The sequence below is a fragment of the Clostridium frigidicarnis genome (genome assembly GCF_900111985.1).
GTDB classification, from domain to species: domain Bacteria; phylum Bacillota; class Clostridia; order Clostridiales; family Clostridiaceae; genus Clostridium_Z; species Clostridium_Z frigidicarnis.
On sequence record NZ_FOKI01000004.1, the window covers coordinates 165720 to 185651 of the forward strand.

The window sequence follows — 19932 nt, forward strand, 5'->3', positions numbered from 1 at the left end:
TAAAAGATTATTATTAAATATTTAATAATAAGTCAATGTTGAACATATTAAATATAATATATATAGTTAAATTTTAACATATAGTCAAAATCACTTCAAGTATATGTTAATGAGGGGATTTTTAGTTTAAGATAAGTTTTTGTTCAAAATGGAATGCATTACGAAAATCTAATTTTAAACTAATAATATAGATATAAACATTGACTTGAAGTTAAGGAAAGTATAACCTAAAATTAAGAAATAAATTTATATTTTGAGGTGTTAATATGAATAATCAGTTAGTTGTATATTATAGCTTAGATGGCAATACAAAATTTATTGCAGAACAAATTCAAGAAGAACTAAAATGCAATATTCTTCAACTTAAACCTATAAAAGATTTAAAGAGTGATAGCATGAAATTAGCTAAGTATTTTTGGGGAGGAAAACAAATTTTTACAAATGAATCTCCGGAACTTATGCCATATAAAGTAAATTTAACTAAATATGATACATTATTTATAGGAACTCCTATTTGGGCTGGTAATTTTGCTCCAGCAATAAAAACATTTATTAAAGATAATAAAATAGAAAATAAAAATATTTACTTATTTTGTTGTCATGGAGGCGGAGGGGTTGGAAAATCCGTTAAAGAATACGAAAAATTTTTAGGGGGAAATAATAAAATAATTTCTACAATAGATTTTAAAGATCCTTTAAAGAATTCTTTGGACATTAATAAACGTAAAGTGATTAAATGGATAGAGGATATAAAAGTCAATAAAGAAAAATAGAGTTTTTTAGTGTACTTAAAAAATTTGGAATAAATTTGTTGGGAAAGTCTTGGAATTTAAAGATAGGTAAATGATTTTCTATTTGAAATACAAATAGAGCTATAGATAACTATTTGATATATCTATAGAAGGTGAATATTTCCTCAAAATATGTTACATTATTGTTAACAAATGAGAGTGGGGGATACCAATGAAAAGGATTAAAAAAATATTAGGTATTGCTTTAGCTGCTACGCTATCTTTAGGAATGGGTGCTTGTTCTCAAGGTACCTCAAAAGATAATGCTAAGGTAAGTAAAAAAGATGGGAATTTAAAAATAGTTGCAACTTCAGATGATTATAAAAAGCTTTTTGACAAGTTCACTGAAGAAACAGGAATAAAAACGGAGTATCTATCTATGTCGTCAGGGGAAGTAATATCTAGAATAGAAGCTGAAGGAAATAAGCCTATGGCAGATTTTTGGTTTGGTGGAGGGGTAGATGCTTTCATGAAGGCAAAAGATAAGGGATTACTAGAACAATGTGAATTTGATGGTGCAGAAGATATATCTAGTGAATTTAAAGATGATGATAATTATTGGTTTAGTAAGGGGCTTACTGTAGTAGGGTTTATAGTAAATAAGGATATACTACAAGAGAAAAATTTACCTGAGCCTAAAACATGGAAGGACTTATCAAATCCTATATATAAAGATGAAATAGCTATGTCTAATCCTGCTGTATCAGGGACAAACTATGCAGTTGTTAATGGTATTCTTCAAAATATGGGAAATGAAGAAGGATGGAAATATTTAAGTGATTTAAATAAGAATATACCTTTTTATGATAAAAGAGGAGCAGATCCATGGAAAAAGGTAGTTGCAGGGGAAAGAGCCATAGGAATAACTTACTTAGATACTGCATTAGAAGGCATGGAAAAAGAGAAAAATGTAAAATTAATATATCCTGAGGATGGTATTCCTTGGATGCCAGATGGAGTTGCAGTATTTAAAAATGCAGCTAATTTAGAAAATGCAAAAACATTCTTACAATGGGTTTATAAAGATGAAAACTTAAAACAAATAGTTGAACTTGATAAAAAGGGTACATTAAAACTAGTAAAACCAAATTTACAAGGGGTTGAATTAAATATAGATAATTCAAAGCTTCTTAAGGAAGATTTATCTTTATTTGGATCTCAAAGAACTGAAGTTTTAGATAAATGGAATAAACTTGCAGGAGATAAATAATGAGGAATAAAAATAAAAGGGTACCTAATTTAGGTACCCGTTTTTGTGGTTTTTTTGATAAGGTTTTAATAGTTTTAATTATATCATTAATAGTTTTATTTATACTTTGGCCTGTTATAGCGGTTATTAGTAAAAGTTTATTTCTAAATGGGAAATTCACTTTAGATTTATATAAGAATATTTTTACTAATAACAAAAAATTGATTTATAATAGTTTGTTTGTGGCTACGATTACTACAATAATATCTACAGTGTTTTCAATTGTAATTTCCACATACGTATATTTTTCTAACAATAGAACAAAAAAAATTCTTATGTTAATACTTATGCTTACAATGATTTCACCTCCTTTTGTATCATCATTAGCATACATACAACTTTTTGGAAGAAGAGGATTTATAACATATAAAATTTTAAAATTAAATATAAATCCATATGGATGGCAAGGGATTGTATCTATGCAAAGCTTAGGTTTTATATCATTAAATTCGTTAATGATTTTAGGATTTATAAAGAACATAAATAAGAGTCTTCTACAATCTTCAAGAGATTTAGGGGCTAGTGTTTTGTATACATTTAGGAGGGTATTATTACCTTTAATGGCTCCTAGTATAATAGTATGTTCCTTACTTACTTTTATAAGATCATTATCAGATTTTGGAACTCCAATGACCATAGGAGGTGCTTTTAACACTTTGGCTACAGAAATATATCTAAAAATAATAGCTCAAGGAGATTTACCTATGGCCGCAGCTATGAATATTTTAATACTTGTTCCTACTATTTTAATATTTATACCATATAGAATGTATATGAAAACTGCAAATAATACTTATAATGAAAAAGTGACTTCTAATACTGTAGATTTTAAATTTAAAGGTATAGTATTAATAATATTCAGGATAATCACATATTTATTTGTAGTTGTTATGATTGTTCAATATTTAACCATATTTTTATCAGCCATAACTAAATTTAGCTATGGAAAAACTAGTTTTACATTTGAATATATTAAATATTTAAAAGAGTATAATGCTTCATCAATAATAAGAAGTATTATATATGGATTAATTACAGGTATAATTGGCACTTTTATAGGAATGATAATTTCTTATTACATGGAGAGAAGAAAAATAAGGGGAAGAAAAATAATAGACTTTATTGTAACTATACCTTATATAATACCTGGAACATTCTTTGGAATAGGATACATTTTAGCTTTTAATAGTGAACCATTAGCATTAACAGGTACAGCATTTATAGTTGTATTAAACTGTATTTTTAAACAGTTACCAATGGTTACAAAGACAACCTCTGCTTCATTAAGTCAAATTAATAGGGATATGGAATATAGTGCTAAGGATTTGGGAGCTAATAAGTTTTATATCTTAAAGGACATGATTTTTCCTAATGTAAAATCAGCGTTTATTGTAGGCTTTATAAATAATTTTACAGCTACTATGACAACGTTAGGTGCTGTAATTTTTCTTATATATCCAGGTCAAAAGGTTGCTACCATTGATTTGTTTGAGGCTATAAATGGAGGGAATTATGGTGTTGCAGGAGCTATTTCATCTATCATAATAATAATAACTCTTTTAATAAATATTGGCTTTTCAAAATTAGTTTTAAGAAATGAGGAATATTAGCATGTATCTTCAATTAAATAATTTAACAAAAAAGTTTGGTAATAATATAGTATTAGATAATTTAACACTAGGCATAAATAGAGGTGAAATTTTATGTCTTCTAGGTCCATCTGGTTGTGGGAAAACTACAGCACTGAAAATTATAGGAGGATTTTTACAAGGTACTAGTGGAGAAGTAATAATTGATAATGAAAAAATGACTAATCTCCAACCAGAAAATAGACCAGTATCTACAGTTTTTCAATCATATGCATTATTTCCACATTTTACTGTAATAGATAATGTAATATATGGTTTAAAATTTAAGGGGTATAGTAAAAAAGATGCTCTTAAAATAGGAGAAGAATATTTAAATATAGTAGGCTTAGAGGGATTTGGACACAGAAAAATCCAAAGTTTAAGTGGTGGACAACAACAAAGAGTTGCACTAGCTAGAGCCTTGATTGTAAGCCCTAAAATATTACTTTTAGATGAACCTTTAAGTAATTTAGATACAAAACTAAGGATTAAGATGAGAAATGAAATAAGACAACTTCAGAAAAAATTTAATATAACAATGATTTTTGTAACTCACGATCAGGAAGAAGCATTAGCATTAGGTGATAAAATAGCAATAATGAATAAAGGAAAAGTGGAACAAATAGGAACACCAGAGGAAATATACAATAAACCTTCTAATCCATTTGTTTTAGACTTTATGGGAAGTGCTAATTTAAAAAAAGAAAAAAATCAAATTAAAAGTTTTATTAGACCAGAAAATATAATTTTAAGTAAGAGTATTGGCGAAAACAAAGGGGTAATAGAGGATAGTATATTTATTGGATCTTATACCATGTATAAGGTTAGAGTAGGGGAAAGGATCTTAGATGTTAAAGTTCAGAATACATATAGAGAGAAATTTCATATTAAAGAAGAAGTATTCGTAAGCTTTACTTATGAGGAGAATTTTAGTTGAAGTAAGTTATTTTTAACTAAAATCCAACTAAATTTAATTTCAAATTATCATGATTAAAAGGATAATGGTTTTTTAAATAGAAGTTTAATTATATGAGAAACACATAAAATTTGGTAGAAATCATATTTATATATGTAGACTATAGAAATTTTCAATTGATTTAGGAGGATTTAATGAGTGAAAAGGGGTTTTAAAATAATAATTGTAGTTTTAATATCAATAATTGTAATTTTATTTATAGTCTTAAGAATACCAACAAAGCATTTCAGCAATGAGGTTAAAGATTTTTTTGCGATTCGCGATGATGAAATTGCAAAAAAGTACGCCCCTATAGTTTTGACCACTAATGAATATGGGCAAGCTACTAATTTGTATTATAGAGCAGCAAAAGATAAAGAAGGTAATACTTATTTTGCATATCATTTTTTATGGAATAGAGAAGTGAATAAGACAAAAGGAATAAAACCATTTTTAAATAGATATTTATACACTGGAGGATTAAGTGTTCAGAAGTTTATGTACGGAAAAGGTGATATTGAAGTTATAGAAATTAAGCTGGATAACAAAGGTAAAGTAGATAGAATTACATTTGAAACACCAGAGAACTATGATCCCTATGCATTTTCAGTAAAACATAAAAAGGTTGTTTTAGAAGGCGATATTGAACAAAACCCTAAATTTAAAGTGGCATCATGGAATCATTTATTTTACTATGTACATGATGATAAAAAAATAGAAGGTAATTTCATTGCAAATAAATTGGAACCATCCTATTTTGAAGAAAATTTATGGAATGAATATGAAATGTTTAAGGAAAAAGAAACTATTTTAAGAAAAAATAGAGCTCATTATGAATATGAGCGAAAAGGAGCTTAATAAAGTTGTTGAGATTAGGGTGTAGTTCTTTAAAACTACTTTCTAATTTTTATAAAAAAATAATAGCAATATACAAATATAAAAAAATATAAAAGCCTTTAAATGTAAATTTGATTAAAAAAATATGAATAATAGTTAAAATTTATAAAAATGAAAAAATAATGACAAATTTGTAACGCACATTAGTTAAAAATTGAAATATAATAAAAATGTAGTATATTAAAAATATATAGGGGTAATGCCTGAAAATAAATATAAGGAAGAAGATATATGAAAAAATCAATTGGAATTTTAAGTTTAATTTTATTTTTAACTATTGTATTTGCGGGTTATAATTTTTTTAATTATCGTTCAGTAACCCAAAATAATATTTTAACAAGTGATGAAAAAACTAATGAAACAAATTCTGATGAGAAGCTACAGGAAAACGATTTAGAAGTTAAGGAACCAGAAAAGCCTAGAATTCACAAATTGGGAGATACAGGAGATGATATTAAAGAACTTCAGGAAAAATTAAGGCGATTTGGATACAAGGTATCTGAGGATGGAGTATTTGAATATTCAACATCTTGGGCTATAAAAATTTTTCAAAAAAGGAATAGCCTTCCTGTAGATGGAACTGCTGGAGAAGAAACTTTATACAAGCTGTCCTTAGAGCCAACAGAAGAAACTATGTACAAGCCTCAGGAGGTGGAAGTTTCAGAAAAGCCCCAGGATAGAAGTTCAGAAAAAATTATTAACACAATGAACTTAACAAGTCCAACTAATTATTTAATGTGGGTAAATACTAAAAATCAACATACTTATGTATTTTCTGGGGAGAATAATAATTGGAGTCTTATAAAAGATATGCCTTGTACAGTAGGAAATGATAGTACTCCAACCAAAAAAGGAACCTTTTACGTAGATGAAAAGGGATTATATTTTAAAGTAAAGGGCAATGTCAGATGTAAATATTTTACTCAATTTTCTGGGAATTATTTATTCCATAGTGTACCATTAGATAACAATGATAATGTACTGGATAGCCGTCTTGGAGTGAAAGTATCTCAAGGATGTGTAAGACTGTCCATAGAAAATGCAAAATGGGTACAAGATAACATGGAGTTTGCCACAACAGTCTTTGTAAATTAAGCAAAAAAAGCAATGATTATAATAAATTTATGATCATTGCTTTTTTGGTTAAGTAATTTAGAATTATATAGGTTCCAAAAAGTTTATCTATTTGATTTTAAACTGTGATTTTAGTAATTCATGACAATGCAAATTAGTGAATTATGAATTTTATTAATTAGAACTTATATGTATCATAGAATAAAAGTCATGAAATTCAGGAATTTAAAAACTAAGTATTATATAGATAGTTTACTATGTTAAAGTATTATAAATATTTATATTTTCAAATCCTGTATTTTTTCTTATAACAGGGCAATAAACTTTGCTTTTTATAGCTTCTATAAAATCCTTCTCATCACGTATATTACTTCTAAAGTTAGTAGCATAGGTACCTAACTTTTCTATTACATGAGAATCACTGGCCCCTAAACACCCTAAATTCATCTCAGTTGACTTTGAATAGGCTAGTAAGTTAGCATGAGGGAATGTACTTCCATTAAAGCATTCAACCCCATGTAATAGATCCTTTAATGCTCCAATATTGTCACCTAGCCCTCTATTATTGTTTCTATATGGATGGGCAGATACAGCAACTCCATTATTTTCTTTTACAAGATTTAGAAGTTCTTTAGCAGGAATTTTTTTGCTTGGAAGAGTTTCTAATCCAAATACCAATATATCGCCTTCAAATGTTAAAAATTCTGCACCTACTATAACTAAAGTTTCATTTCTATAAAAAGAAGATCCTATATCACGCCTAAGATCATTAGATTCATGATCAGTTATGCAAACTCCATGTAAACCAAGTTCATTAGCTCTTAATGTAATTTCATCTAAAGATATAAAACTATCTTTAGAATACTTATTTTCATGAACATGAGTATCAATAATCATGTAACTTTCCTCCGAATAAATAATTAATTTGTAGTTAAATATACTTTTATATATTTAACAGTTAGTATGGAAATCCTCTAAATATTTTTAAATAAAATAGGTTCTTGAAGTACTATTGATAATAGTAATAGTAAAATCATATAGCTATACCAAATGATTATTAACGTTACATGTAATTCACTTAAAAAATACTTATTCTAGCTAAAGATTATAATGATATATTTTAAAAGTGATAGGTTACAAGCTGAAAGTTATGATTATAACAACTTCATACTATAAAGTTGTTGAGAAGTTATTATCTTTAATAAAAAGTATGAGTAGTAGAAAGGGTATCCATGGTATAAAGGTATTTTGAAAGCTTTTGAACATTAAAAATTAAGAAAGTAAATCAATCACTAAATAATAAAAAGTGAAAGAAATAGATTCATAAAAAAACAAAAATGTAAAAAATGCAAGAAAAACAAAGTTAAAATTTCAAAAAGGTATTGAAAAATGTAAAAAAATATGGATAATAGAAGATGTAGAATAAAATAATGAATTCAAATGAATTTTTCACATAAGAAATTATGCATAAAGGAGAATAAAGAGATGAAAAAAAACAGTAAAACTTTAAAAATAATTGTAGCTTTAATTTTAGGAATAATAACAGGTCTTATATTTAATTTATTTATCCCAAAAGCTGTAAATGATGAAGCTATTAAGTGGGTATTAAAACCACTAGGAGACATGTTTTTAAGAGCAATAAAAATGGTTGTAGTTCCACTTGTTTTATGTTCTTTAATAGTTGGTACTGCAAGTATTGGAGATATAAAAAAACTAGGAAGAATAGGTGGGAAAACATTAGGATTCTACATAGGTACAACAGCTATAGCTTTAACTATAGCTGTAATTTTAGGAAATTTATTAAAGCCAGGAGTTGGAGTAGATATAACTAATATAGTATCAACTGCTTCAGAGGTTAAAGATACTAGTGCTCCATTTATAATGGATATATTTACTCAAAGTATATCAGTAAACCCAATAGAGTCTTTAGTTAAGGGTGATATGCTACAAATTATAGTTTTTGCAATGATATTTGGAGTTGCAGCAACATTAGTAGGAGAAAAAGCAAAAGGTGTAATTACTTTTATAGACAATTTAAATGAGATTTTTCTTAAAATAATATTAATGGTTATGAATTTTGCACCTATAGGAGTTTTTGCTTTAATGAGTCAAGTTATAATGACTCAAGGGGTTTCAGTGTTACTTTCATTGATAAAATATACAGTTGTAGTTATAATTGGACTGACAATACATATTTTATTAGTATATGGAGGGGCATTAAAGATCTTATCTGGATTAAGTCCTAAGGTGTTTTTCAAAAAGTTTTATTCTGTTATGTTATTAGCATTTAGTACATCTAGTAGTAATGCAACAATACCTATAAATATAGAGACTTGTAAAGAAAAGTTAGGTGTATCAGATAAGATAACATCTTTTACCATACCATTAGGTGCTACCATAAACATGGATGGAACAGCAATTATGCAAGGGGTAGCAGCTATGTTTATAGCTCAGATTTTTGGAATTGATTTAACAATACAACAACAGCTTATGATTATTTTAACAGCAACACTTTCATCCATAGGTACTGCTGGGGTTCCTGGAGCAGGAATAGTCATGCTTACAATGGTAGTTCAACAAGTAGGGCTTCCAATAGAGGGAATAGCTTTAGTTTTAAGTGTAGATAGGATAATAGATATGTTTAGAACTACAACTAATATAACAGGGGATGCTGTGTGTACTATGATAATAGCAAATTCAGAGGGTGAACTAAATAGAGACGTTTACTATAATGAAGAAGTAAAAGAAGTTTTATGTTAGTAGATTTAAAATAAAGTAATCCTAAGTGTAAAATAAAGATATGTATTGTAAAAAATATATATCTTTATTTTTTTATTTATGAGGGGTGTAACATGGTGAATTTTAAAGGTATAATAGAAATAGAATACAAACATGTAATTTAATGTAGAATTAAAGGTGGTAAAAATGATAAGGTTAAAATTGGAGAGAGAAAAGAAAAATGGCATTATATTAAAAGTTGGAATAGTAAACAAAGAAGAAGTAAATAATCCGATAATTAGGAGAGTTTTATTTGAAGGTCAGGAGATAAAGGGTGGAAGAAAATATAATTATATAATTCCTTTAAAATTTCTTATACCAATAGTTAACAATATAAATAATGAAGAAGTAGTTATAGAAAAAAGCTCACTACTTAGTTACATAGAATATTCTGATGAATATGATGAACATTATTATTATATACAAGAGGTTACCCCAAGTTATATGAAAAATTGGAGAAAGTGTGGATGTCCTAAAATTTATAAGGTTACATTGGATGTTAATAAAAAATCTGTAAATAAAGAAGTAATATTTAATAAGATTAGTTCAATATTAAATTAAAAGTATAATGTGATTTTTAACTTCAAGTGTTGGTTTCTTAAAAGAAATATAGTACTTAGCTAGATTAGAAGAATATATTTTTAAAGTGACTATAAGTTGAATGAAGTTTTAAATGAAAAGGGATGGATGTTATAAGTGTCAATTCTTAACTTTCAATTTATACGCAGTGTGATAGGGCATAAATTTATTGACTTAAAATAGAGAGATAAGCAAATAGTTTTGTTTATCTCTCTATTTTAAGTTACACATGTTATATATATTAAATTTAGCTAAGGATGAGATTATGAGTTGAAAAAATTAAAATGTATCTAATTTAAGTGTATTTTAAAAGTATATTGATTACAATTATCCAATTGTTTAATGATTTAAAGTTGAATAAAATAAGAAAATATGTACATTATTAGTATTTATGATATAAAAATGTATAACTATAGAAAAAATGTATTAGAATCATTGTCAAATTATATGTTATGATTTGAAGTTGTTAGAGGAATTAAAATAAGTGAGGGGGATAATATAATGAAAGGCAAAAAAATTATGTCACTATTTTTGGCAGTGTCATTAGTTGCACTGACAGCTTGTGGTGGAGCAAAAGATAGTGGACAAAAGACTTCAAACATAAAAGAAGGGGGAACTTTGATTTTAGCAGCAGGTGGGGATCCTAATGTTTTGAATCCTATGTATGGCAATGATAGAGTTACAATGACAATTAATAATTCTTTATATGCACCATTATTTGAAAAAGTAAATGGTAAAATAAAGTATTATTTAGCAGAGGATTTTAAGGTGTCAGATGATTACTTAACATATACAATAAAACTTAAAAAAGATTTAAAGTGGCATGATGGTACTTTAATAACTGCAGATGATATAGTTTTTACTGTGGATAAAATTACAGATGAAAAACAAAATTGTATGTCAAGACCTGATTATTTCATAGATGATAAGAAGGTTGAATATAAAAAAGTCGATGATCAAACTATAGAATTTAAGCTTCAAAAGGTGTCAATGGCGTTTGAAGGAGTTTTAGAAGGAATAAGACCTATTCCAAAACATGTATTTGAGGGAGAAGAAGATATTGCAAAGAGTAACAAAAATGAAAAACCAGTAGGAAGTGGTCCTTATAAATTTAAGGAAGCTAAAAAAGGTGAAAGTGTTACTTTAGAAAAATTTGATGATTATGTGGATGGTAAACCACACATAGATTCTGTAGTATTTAGAGTAATACCAGATGCAAATGCTTCAAATACAGCTTTACTTAATGGGGAGATTTCAGCTAAATACTTAAAAGCTCAAGATGTTGAAAAATTTAAAGAAAAAACTAATATTGTAACTTATAGTGAAGGTATGCTTAATTATATAGTGTTTAATTTTAACAATAAATCAGTGGCTAAACCTGAAGTTAGAAAAGCAATGGCCTATGCTTTAAATAAAGATGAGTTATTGAAAGCTGGAAATATTTCTACTGAATTTGCAGACACAGCATCTTCAGTATTTACACCAGATACTCAATACTACACAGATGATGTAGAAAAATATGGGTATAATCTAGATAAGGCAAAAGAACTTATGACAAAATCTGGAGAAAAGGATTTGAAATTAAGACTTGCTTATGTAAATGGAATTAAAGATGAAGAAGCAGAGGTATTAGTAATTCAACAAAAATTAAAGGATATTGGAATAAATATTGAGCTTATACCTATGGAACTAAATGCTTTCATTCAAAAATTATACAGTATGAATGAAAATAATGATTTTGATTTAGCGCTAAATGGATATGTTATGGGATCAGAACCTGATTCATATAAATCAATTTTTATTACTAACGATGGAAACAATGTGTCTAATTATAGTAATAAAGAGTTAGATCCATTATGGGCAAAAGCAAATTTAGAAACAGATAAAATTAAAAGAGAAGCTATATATAAAGAATTACAACAAAGGATGGCTGATGAATTGCCACTATATCCAATGGTTTATCCAAAATCAATGGTAGGTGTTGATAAAAAAATCGGAGGAACAGAGGAAGCTAGACCAGCGCCAATATATATGTTTAGAGATTTATCTAAATTATATTTTACAGAATAGAATTAAATCAGAGGAGCGGGGGAAAATCTCCGTTCCTTTTTTGATAAAAGGGGAATAAAAATGGCAAGATATATTTTAAAAAGGATATTACAAACAATTCCTATGCTTATAGTTATATCTATAATTTCATTTACAATAATGAGAATGGCACCAGGAGATCCAGCTCAATCATATATAAGGCCTGATATGAAATATGAAGAAATTAAAAGGATAAAGGAAAACTTAGGGCTTAATAGACCTTTATATATTCAATATGGAGCATGGCTTTCTCAAATATTAAAAGGAGACCTAGGATATTCTCTTATAAATTTTAGACCTGTTTATGAACAAATAGGGGAGAGAATACCTGCAACATTATTGCTTATGGGTATATCATTAATAATTTCTCTTATATTAGGAGTAGTTCTTGGGCTTATAAGTGCATTTTACCACGATAAGATTATAGATAAAGTTATATCAGTAGTTACATATATAGGAATTTCCATACCTTCATTTTGGTTTGCAATGGTACTTATTGTTATATTTTCAGTGCAATTAAGACTTTTACCAAGTGTAGGTATGCATACAGTAGGGGTAGAGGATTCAATCTTAGATGTTTTAAAACACACCATAATGCCTGCTATGGTTTTAAGTTATGGAAATATGTCAATTATATCTAGATATATAAGGAGTAATACTATAATTCAGATGAACGAAGATTATGTAAGAACGGCAAAGGGGAAAGGGTTATCAACTAAGGTGATATTTACAAAACATATTTTGAAAAATGCTTTACTTCCTGTAATAACAATGCTTGGTATGTCTTTGCCAGATTTAGTAACTGGAGCATTTATAACAGAAACTGTCTTTGGTTGGCCAGGTATGGGAAGATTGGGAGTGCAAGCTGTCTTTAGTTTTGACTACCCTCTTATAATGGCAATAACTATGGTTTCATCCTTATTACTTATAATAGGGAATCTACTTTCAGATATCTTATGTGGAGTGGTTGATCCTAGAATTAAGGTGGTGTCTTAATGTTTGAAAGATTAAAAAAAAGATTTAAGAAAAATACATTGGCAAAGATAAGTTTATTTATAATTATATTTTTATGTGTAATAAGCCTATTAGCATTTTTATCTCCATATGATCCCAATAGTATAGATATAGCAAATAAACTACAAAAACCAAATTTAACTCATATATTTGGCACTGATGATATGGGAAGAGATTATTTTACAAGGGCTTTATTTGGAGGAAGAGTTTCATTACTAGTTGGTCTTTCTTCTATGATAATATCTAGTGTAATAGGTACTATTGTGGGAACTACTTGCGGATATATAGGAGGATGGGTAGATAATCTTATAATGAGAACTATTGATATACTTATGAGCATACCAAGTTTCTTTTTAATTCTTACCTTAAATGTTTATTTAAAACCAGGAATAACAACAATAATAATAATTATTGCTTTATTTAGTTGGATGGGACTTGCTCGTATAGTAAGAAGCGAAACATTATCTGTAAAGGAAAGAGAATATGTAACTTGTGCCATAGCTCAAGGAATACCAACCACGAAAATAATACTTAGACACATTATACCAAATGTATTACCCAGTGTAATAGTTTCAGCAAGTATAAATGTGGCAGGAGCCATATTAATGGAATCATCTTTAAGCTTTTTAGGATTAGGTGTACAAGCTCCAAATGCATCATGGGGAAGTATGTTGCAAAATGCCCAAGGATATATGATGGATGTTCCAACTTTAGCAATTTTTCCAGGACTATTAATACTTTTAACAGTTCTAAGCTTTAATTTATTAGGAGATTTTTTAAGAGATACATTACAAGCAAGGTAATCGAGTTCTCTAAATGAAGGTGAATTTTATACAAAATAAAGGAGTTCTATAAGGAACTCCTTTTTTCTATATTTTAAATTTACTAGATAAATCTTCAAGGTTATTAACGAGTTCTTTTAAGGTATCTGTTATAGATACAATATTATTCATTTCATTAATCCCCTGGTCGAGAGAGGCAGAAATCTCTTCACTTGAAGCAGCAAATTCTTGAGATGTTGCTGAAATTCCTTCTATGTTGTTTATAACATCATTTTTATATTTGTTTATATAATTTATTTCTGTCATTAAGGTATTTAAATTATCTGAAACTAAAGCAAAGGAATCATCTATATTTTTAATAGAGCCTTTTAATGTAACGACAGAGGAAGTTACGTCATTGGATGAGCTAGTCATGGTGTCCATACCTTCCTTAGTAGATTCAACTTCCAACTTTATTTCACCTAGAAGATTATCTATTTCTTTTGCAGAATCAGTTGTTTGTTCAGAAAGTTTTCTTATTTCATCAGCAACAACTGAAAAACCTTTACCATGTTCACCAGCTCTTGCAGCTTCAATAGCAGCATTTAATGCTAAAAGATTAGTTTGGGTTGCTATTGTTTGTATGGTTGTAAGTATTGAAGATATAAATTGAGATTTCTCATTTAATGAGTCTACTTTATTTATTATACTAATAGTTATATTAGAGTTAACATCCATTTTGGAACTTAAATCTTCTAAAGATTCAAAGCAGTTATCTGTGTCATCTTTTACAGCTATAGATTTTTTAGTTACATCATTACTAAGAGTAACAACAGAGGTGATTTTGTCACCCAAAGATATAAGCTTGGAAGAGGCAGATTCAGTATCTACGGTGTTTTGCTGAACTCCAGCTGATAATTGTTCCATAGTAGCTGAAACAGCTTGTATACTATCAAGCATTTCTTTATTAGATTCATTAAGTGTAGTAGATGAATTTAATGTTTCAGAAGAACTTTTCTTAATGCTTGAAACAATATCTCTTAGGTTAACTCTTAAATGCATAACAGAACGAGCTATATCTCCTGTCTCATCTTTATTGTTTGTTAAATCTTCAAATTCTTTATAATAGTTTAAATCAAGTTCTGAGGTTGAATGTATAAGAGTTACCACCTTTTTTAGGTTTTTAGTTATGCTTTTTGAAACATATACTCCAATAAAACAGGCAATAGAAACCAAAACTATGGCTATTAATAATAAGAAAATAGAAGTTTTTCTTACATCCTGAAAAATATCATTATAATTTTCAAGAGCAACTAAAGACCAATTACTACTAAGCTTATAGTAGTATAATAAATTCTTTTTATTATTATATTCAACATAACCTTGCTTATTATTTGATACAGTATCTTTTAAGTTGCCTAAAGATTTTGAATCTAAATCTGAGAGATTTCCTTTTAAATCTTTATGTATAACTATGTTTAAATCATTGTCAACAAGGGCAAAGCTACCATTTGCTAGGGGTTTATTATTTAGAATTCTATTTTGAACTTTATCTAATAGAATGTCTATCATTAAAACACCTAATAAGGCATTGTCTTTATATATAGGTTTATAATATGTCACAACAGGTTTGCCTGTTGTTTCATCGGTATAAGGTGTCATCCATACAGATTGTTTGTTTTTAATACACTCAAAATACCAGCTTTGTTTTTGGTTACTAGGATCTAAAGTATATCTTACAGATGCATCTACTTCTACAAAATTACCATCAGTATTTGGATCATTAATCCATATAGAGTGGTGATTTGGATTTATAGATGTATCAAATAGTACTAAAAAATTAAAAATATTCTCGTTGCTTTTAGCAATACCGTTTACAGAAGGCTTAAGGCTTTCCACTAGATTATTCATATAAGCATCATCATGAGTTTTTGATAAATCTATAGAACTCTTAATAGTTTCTTCTAATATATCAATACTAGAGGAAGCACTACTAAGACAATCTTCAAATTCTTCTCCTTCTTCAGTTATAGTTTTTTCAATTAATTTTGAAGATTTATCGCTGACCATAGATGTGGTTTTGTATAAACTTACAGAACTGAGTAAAACAGCAAGTATTATACAACAAGATGCTATAGATAAAGTAATTTTTTTTGCAATAGACATGTTTATATCCCCCTCTTTAGTAAATGTCTTTAACATATCTATTTTACAACAAAATATAAAAAAATGTAATATATTTTATAAATTTGTAATAATAGCTTATATTGTTAAAAAAAATACAGCTAGGTTTTAAAAACCAGCTGTATATTCGATTTGGTATTTCCAATCCTTTAACCCTCTATATAGGTTAAATATATTTGTGAAATTGTTTTTCAATAAAATATTAACAGCTATAGAACTTCTATTACCAGAAGCACAATATACTATTACAGGTAAACTTGAATAATCTTTAATTTCATTTATTCTATACATAAGCTCAGAAGCTGGAATGTTTTTAGCCTTAGGTATATGACCATATGAGAACTCATCAAAATTCCTAATATCAAGAATCAATATATTGGAATTATTGCTTATTAATTCATAAGCTTCATCTCCGGAGATGTTTGTTGATTTATTATTTATTAAATTATTTCTTATACTTGAGAAAAACATAGGTATCCTCCTCATATCACTCTTAATATAATATGTACACTTTAAGAAATTGTATACATTAGAGGGAAAATTTCTAAAGAAAGGTGAGGGGTAAGCATTAGTAAACTATTTGCTGAACAGCTAATTTACGTTGCTTAACCCTCACTTTTTGGGTTAGATGAATTTTAGTGTATATTGATTTTAAGAGCAACCTGTAGTTGAACCACAATCAAGGCATACCATGCAAGTTCCGTTTTTTACCATTCTAGTAGAGTCACATGTTGAACAAGTACTACCATAAACTCGTTCACCTTTAGGTGCTTCATTTTCTTCTGTTATAGATGCTTCTTCAGATATAAGGACAGGAGTGCTATTATTAAGCATATGTGAAGAATCAGGTTTAATTTGACACCTTGAAAAATCTCCTAATTCAATATCAATGACTTTACTTATAAGATCTGATATTGAAGAAACATATTTTATATATGGGTGTTTTTGTACAAAACCGTAAGGTTCATATTTTTGTCCTCTAAGCATATCAGAAATATCCTTTGGTGGAACGTGATATTGTAACATTACAGATATTGATTTTGAAAGTGAATTTAAAAGTCCAGTAATTATTGTACCTTCTCTATCTGTTGTTATATATATTTCAGATATTTCATTTCTATGGTTTCTATTTACAGTGGTATATATTTTAACATCTTCTATTTGAGCTGGATGAGTATTACCATATCTTATACCAGTTAATCTTTCACGCTTTGAAGTATTTAAGGAGTTTTGCATATTTTTTGCGGTTTTAAGAAGAGAAGAATAAGTCAAGTCTTCTAAATTAGTAGTTTTAGCATTATCAAGTGAATTATTTAAAGGTTGACTATGTTTAGATCCATCTCTATAAAGTGAAATACCTTTTACTCCAAGTCTCCAAGAATCTATTACTATATTTTTAAAGTTTTCAACAGTGGCTGTGTTTGGAAGATTTACAGTTTTAGAGATTGCTCCGGATATTAGTGGAGTTATACATGCAACCATTTTAACGTGACCCATTGGGGATATATACCTAATACCAGTGCCACATATGTTTGCTGTATCAAAAATACTTAAGTGTTCATCTTTTAGGTGAGGAGCACCTTCAATTTTACCATCAAGTATTTTATCATACTGAAAACCATCAGATTGTACTTTTTCTTTTCTCATAATATAGTCTAGAATATCTTTTATTTCCGTGTAAGTATATCCAAGTACAGTTAAAGCCTTTTCTATCATCGGATTGGTTAATGTCATGTATCCACCACCAGAAAGCTTTTTATATACTATATGACTGAAAAACGGTTCAATAGATGTAGAGGCACAATCCATTGCAAATGATATAGTTCCAGTAGGGGCAATGACAGAAACTTGTGCATTTCTAAATCCAAACTCTTCACCAGAATTTAATGCTAAATTCCATACTTTTATTAAGGTATTACTTAATTCATTGCAATTCATACTTTTTAATACATTATGATTAACTTTAATAGGTGAGTAAGATAAGTTTTCAAAGTTAGAATTAATAGCTCCAGCAACTCTTGAGTGATTTCTTATTACTCTTAACATATAGTTCTTATTTAAATCATAGGTTTTAAATGATCCTATTTCTTTTGACATTAGAGAAGAGACATAATAAGAGTAACCAGTCAAGGTTCCTATTAGTGAGCTTGCAAGATTTCGTGCTTCTTCTGAGTCATAAGGAATACCCATAGACATAAATAAAGACGCTATATTAGATATACCAAGTCCTGTAGTTCTAAATAAGTAAGTTCTTCTTGCTATATCTTCAGTTGGGAATTGTCCCCAATTTATAGAGGCTTCTAACATAAGCTGGTTTAATCCTATAATGTGTAGATATCCATCAATATCAAAAACTTTTTTATCTTCATTATAAAACTTATATATATTTATAGAACTAAGGTTACAAGATGTATTATCTAAAAACGCATACTCACCGCATGGGTTAGTTGAATTTAATTTATTATAATGAGCATTTATGTTTCCATCTTCTCCAGCAGGGCATGTATGCCATGCATTAAATGTATCAGTAAACTGAGGAGCTGGATCAGCACATTTATGAGATGCTTCATTGAATATATTCCATAGATGTGAAACACTAGTTAACCTGTTTACTGAGGAATCTACTCTTCCCTTTAATTCTAAGACCTCATCTGGATTATTTTTAAGATTAACAACTTTTTTCATGAACTCATCAGAAATTCTTAAAGAGTTATTTGAGTTTTGACCTGAAACAGTAGAATATGCTTCGCCTTCAAAATCAGCATCATAGCCCATTTTAGCTAAAGCACGAACCTTATCTTCTTCTTTAGCTTTCCAAAGAATAAAGTCTTCTATTTCTGGATGATCTATATCAAGGCAAACCATTTTAGCAGCTCTTCTGGTAGTACCACCAGATTTTATAGCTCCAGCATTTCTGTCAAAGCCTTTTAAAAAGCTCATTAGTCCAGAAGATATACCACCACCAGATAATTTCTCACCCTCAGCTCTTAAAGTTGAAAAGTTAGTTCCTGTTCCTGAACCACCTTTAAAAAGTTTAGTTTCAGTTATATACTGGTCAGATATAGAATGTTTTCCAAGTAATTTATCTTCTATTGACACTATAAAACATGCAGAAGCCTGAGTTCTTGTATAAGCATCAGTGGAAGGTACAACTTTATTTTCTTTTTCATTGAAGTAATAACTTTCTTGACTTGAACCTTTAATTCCATAACTTAAATTTAATCCAGTATTAAACCATTGAGGAGAATTAGGAGCATACATTTGGTTTAGTAAGGCAAAAACCATTTCATCATAAAATATTTTTCCTTCTTCTTTTGTATGTATTAAATTTTCATCCTTTAGAGATTCCATCCAAAAATTAACTAATCTATGGGCAACTTGCTTCATACTAGTTTCATATCCTAGTTTTCCAGGAACACCTGCTTTTCTAAAATATTTAGATGCTATGATATCACAAGCATTTTGAGAATAATGAACTGGAAATTCTAGGTTTTTCATCTCAGTTAATATTTTACCGGTTTTGTGATTTTTGAGAATCACATCTATGGTTTTCCATTCGAATAAATCATATACGGATTTAGAATTATCATGCTCTAAATCTTTTGTATAATATCTTTTAAATAAATCTTTTATAGAATTCAATTATTAAGCACCCCCGAAATTTTATAAAGTATTTACTCTATGGGGATCATTGATAATGCTTTTTAAACAGAACATCTTCAATGATATACCATTGGTATAAGTGATTCTAAGTTTAGAGGGAGTAATGTATTGGGTTTAAATAAACTTCACCTGAAATTAAGAATCACTTAATAATAAATACTTGTTAAATTATAATACAAAACAATATATGGTGTACAAGTGGTTTTATATGTACAACATATTGGATAACAAATAATATTATACTTTATTATACGATGTTAATCAATAAAGA

At 28.2% G+C, this 19932-nt stretch carries 15 protein-coding genes; 11 read left to right on the top strand and 4 right to left on the bottom strand.

All coding sequences use genetic code 11. The features are described 5' to 3' along the window. Positions 1–266: 266 nt before the first annotated feature. The 6 genes from BM119_RS03620 to BM119_RS03645 all read left to right on the top strand — a co-directional run bounded on the left by BM119_RS03620 (position 267) and on the right by BM119_RS03645 (position 6615). The gene (locus tag BM119_RS03620) at positions 267–773 is read left to right on the top strand and encodes a flavodoxin family protein (protein ID WP_090038987.1); all 507 of its coding nucleotides are present in this window, start codon (positions 267–269) and stop codon (positions 771–773) included. 190 nt (positions 774–963) lie between these two features. Continuing rightward, positions 964–2001, top strand: a complete 1038-nt coding sequence (locus tag BM119_RS03625) for an ABC transporter substrate-binding protein (RefSeq protein WP_090038989.1) — start codon at positions 964–966, stop codon at positions 1999–2001. After that, positions 2001–3650 carry an ABC transporter permease gene (locus BM119_RS03630; RefSeq protein WP_090038991.1) on the top strand — a complete coding sequence of 550 codons (1650 nt, stop codon included), beginning with the start codon at positions 2001–2003 and terminating at the stop codon, positions 3648–3650. The genes BM119_RS03625 and BM119_RS03630 overlap by 1 nt, the downstream gene beginning before the upstream one ends. A 1-nt stretch (position 3651) precedes the next feature. Further along, the gene (locus BM119_RS03635; RefSeq protein ID WP_090038992.1) at positions 3652–4605 is read left to right on the top strand and encodes an ABC transporter ATP-binding protein; all 954 of its coding nucleotides are present in this window, start codon (positions 3652–3654) and stop codon (positions 4603–4605) included. 177 nt (positions 4606–4782) lie between these two features. Then, complete coding sequence (locus BM119_RS03640; RefSeq protein ID WP_090038993.1) at positions 4783–5481, top strand: hypothetical protein; 699 nt, start codon at positions 4783–4785, stop codon at positions 5479–5481. A gap of 270 nt (positions 5482–5751) precedes the next feature. Then, positions 5752–6615 (top strand): L,D-transpeptidase family protein, encoded by an 864-nt coding sequence (locus BM119_RS03645; RefSeq protein ID WP_090038995.1) that lies wholly within the window; start codon positions 5752–5754, stop codon positions 6613–6615. 234 nt (positions 6616–6849) lie between these two features. Here BM119_RS03645 and BM119_RS03650 read toward each other — a convergent pair whose 3' ends face one another. Continuing rightward, a complete protein-coding gene (locus BM119_RS03650) occupies positions 6850–7491 on the bottom strand; it encodes a PHP domain-containing protein (RefSeq protein ID WP_090038997.1) in 642 nt (213 codons plus the stop codon). 588 nt (positions 7492–8079) lie between these two features. Between BM119_RS03650 and BM119_RS03655 the strand changes: the two genes are divergently transcribed. The 5 genes from BM119_RS03655 (at position 8080) to BM119_RS03675 (ending at position 13856) form a co-directional block, all read left to right on the top strand. After that, the gene (locus BM119_RS03655) at positions 8080–9354 is read left to right on the top strand and encodes a dicarboxylate/amino acid:cation symporter (protein ID WP_090038998.1); all 1275 of its coding nucleotides are present in this window, start codon (positions 8080–8082) and stop codon (positions 9352–9354) included. Between the two features lie 165 nt (positions 9355–9519). Next, positions 9520–9933, top strand: a complete 414-nt coding sequence (locus BM119_RS03660; protein ID WP_090039000.1) for a hypothetical protein — start codon at positions 9520–9522, stop codon at positions 9931–9933. A 519-nt stretch (positions 9934–10452) separates the two neighbouring features. Then, positions 10453–12021: an ABC transporter substrate-binding protein gene (locus BM119_RS03665; protein ID WP_090039001.1), complete on the top strand. Its 1569-nt coding sequence runs from the start codon at positions 10453–10455 to the stop codon at positions 12019–12021. Between the two features lie 60 nt (positions 12022–12081). After that, positions 12082–13035, top strand: a complete 954-nt coding sequence (locus BM119_RS03670) for an ABC transporter permease (protein WP_090039003.1) — start codon at positions 12082–12084, stop codon at positions 13033–13035. After that, positions 13035–13856, top strand: coding sequence for an ABC transporter permease (locus tag BM119_RS03675; RefSeq protein WP_090039004.1), 822 nt, complete (start codon positions 13035–13037; stop codon positions 13854–13856). The genes BM119_RS03670 and BM119_RS03675 overlap by 1 nt, the downstream gene beginning before the upstream one ends. 66 nt (positions 13857–13922) lie before the next feature. Here the strand turns inward: BM119_RS03675 and BM119_RS03680 are convergent, their stop codons facing one another. The 3 genes from BM119_RS03680 to BM119_RS03690 form a co-directional block, all read right to left on the bottom strand. After that, positions 13923–15980 carry a methyl-accepting chemotaxis protein gene (locus BM119_RS03680; protein WP_177199302.1) on the bottom strand — a complete coding sequence of 686 codons (2058 nt, stop codon included), beginning with the start codon at positions 15978–15980 and terminating at the stop codon, positions 13923–13925. 126 nt (positions 15981–16106) lie between these two features. Next, the gene (locus tag BM119_RS03685) at positions 16107–16469 is read right to left on the bottom strand and encodes a rhodanese-like domain-containing protein (RefSeq protein ID WP_090039007.1); all 363 of its coding nucleotides are present in this window, start codon (positions 16467–16469) and stop codon (positions 16107–16109) included. A gap of 180 nt (positions 16470–16649) precedes the next feature. After that, positions 16650–19640 (bottom strand): vitamin B12-dependent ribonucleotide reductase, encoded by a 2991-nt coding sequence (locus tag BM119_RS03690; protein WP_090039008.1) that lies wholly within the window; start codon positions 19638–19640, stop codon positions 16650–16652. Between the last annotated feature and the right edge of the window lie 292 nt (positions 19641–19932).